Raw genomic sequence first — 1,752 nt, forward strand, 5'->3', positions numbered from 1 at the left:
GTCGAGCCCAGCGAGCAGCGGAGCGAGGTCGTCGATGCGGAGCCCGGCGAGCAGCTCGCGAATGACCGGCACCGGCCGGAACCCGGCCATCAGCTCGAACGGGGTCAACGCGTAGAGCATCTCCGGCTTGTGCTCGGAGTCCCGGTAGTTGCGCGACGGGTCGTCCGGCGCGATCCCCGCGGCGTCCTCCGCGCGGAAGCCGGCCGCTGCCTGCTCGCGGGTGGGGTGCACCTGCAAGGACAGCGGCCGGTCGGCCGCGAGGAGCTTCAGCAGGAAGGGCAGGTGCGCCCCCGGACCGCGTCCGAGGTCCGCGCCCAGCGCCTGCTCGGGCCGGCTCGTGACGAACTCGTCGAGACCGACCTGCCGCCCGTCGAGCGAGATGCGCGACGGCGCACTTGGGTGCGCCCCCATCCAGATCTCGGCGAGCGGCCGACCGTCCCCCGGCGTGCCGAGAAGCTCAGGGAGCAGCGCTACGGAGCCCCAGTCGTAGCGCATCTGGGGGTTCGTGAGTCGGAACACGGCTCACAGCCCCCGGCGGTCGGCCGGCACGGGACTAGGCCTGACGATCCAGGCGGGCCACACCGATGCTGCTGTCCGCCATGCCGTAGAACACGTACGTCACGCCGTCGACCTCTTCGATCGCGGTCGGGAACACGACGTTCGGGACGATCCCGGAGGTCTCCTCCGCGGTCTCGGGCGCGAGGATCGGCTCGCTGGTGCGCGCGAGCACCTTCGAGGGGTCCGTGGCGTCCAGGATCATCGCGCCGGCGGCGTAGTTGACGCCCTGCTGCTGGTCGGTGCCCTTGATGAGCGCGCCGCGCACCCCGTGGTGGATCAGCAGCCAGCCCTCGTCGACGCGGATCGGCGGCGGCCCACCGCCGATCTTGAGCTCCTCGAACTCGTGCTCGGGCATCGCGACGAGCGTGCTCGAGGACTGGTTGACCAGGTTGGCGATGTCGGCCTGGACGTCGGACACCGGGACGTAGGAGATCCAGATCCCCGGCCGCTCGTCGGTCACGCCCGCGGGCAGGTGCACGCCCTCGCCGTCGCGGACCCAGCCGAGGTCCCACATCGGGCGGTGCAGCATCGCGAAGGACAGCACGCCGTCCGGACCCGGCACGGGCTCCGGGAAGAACAGCACGTCCTTGTTCGGGAACAGGTTCAGGTCCAGGTCGAGCTCGGGCTGGTACACGAAGTGCACCGGCCCCAGCCGGCGCCACTCGCGCAGGTCGCTCGAGACGGCGATCGCGGGCCGCGGCCCGAGCGGGCCGTAAGCGACGTAGGACATGACGTGCAGGTCGAGCAGGGGGATCCACGTCACGCGGGGGTCCTCGGTGCCGGCCGACTCCGTGCCGCGCTCCCAGCCCGCGTCGGGCGCCAGCACGACGCCCTCCCGCTCGACGCCGACCGGCACGCCGTCGGCCAGGACGATCTTGGCGATCCCGACCCGCGATACGTTGCCGGTCGCGACGAGGCGGGGTAGCAGGTACAGCGTGCCGTCGGGGGTGTGGCCGGTGCCCGGGTTCAGCACACCCTCGGCCTCGAGCTCATTGCCCGGCTCGGGGGTCATGATGACGCCGAGACGCGTCAGCTTGTACGGGACCAGAATGTCGGTGCTCAATGGATTAGCCCTTCGTGCCGGTGGAGGCATCAGTTGCCGTGAAATGACGCTGGAAGACGATGAACAGCACGACCGCGGGCACGGCCAGCACGGTCGATCCGGCCAGGATGGAACCGATCGCGTTGGTGTGG

General features: G+C 70.9%; 2 protein-coding genes. Both read right to left on the bottom strand.

The features are described from left to right. A partial coding sequence (gene manA, locus VIM26_RS02915; RefSeq protein WP_331948823.1) for a mannose-6-phosphate isomerase, class I occupies positions 1 to 519 on the bottom strand: 519 nt, incomplete at its 3' end. 34 nt (positions 520 to 553) lie between these two features. Next, a complete protein-coding gene (locus tag VIM26_RS02920) occupies positions 554 to 1,570 on the bottom strand; it encodes a glycosidase (protein ID WP_414696433.1) in 1,017 nt (338 codons plus the stop codon). Positions 1,571 to 1,752 lie beyond the last annotated feature (182 nt).

Source organism: Pengzhenrongella sp. (genome assembly GCF_036565025.1).
Lineage (GTDB): Bacteria > Actinomycetota > Actinomycetes > Actinomycetales > Cellulomonadaceae > Pengzhenrongella.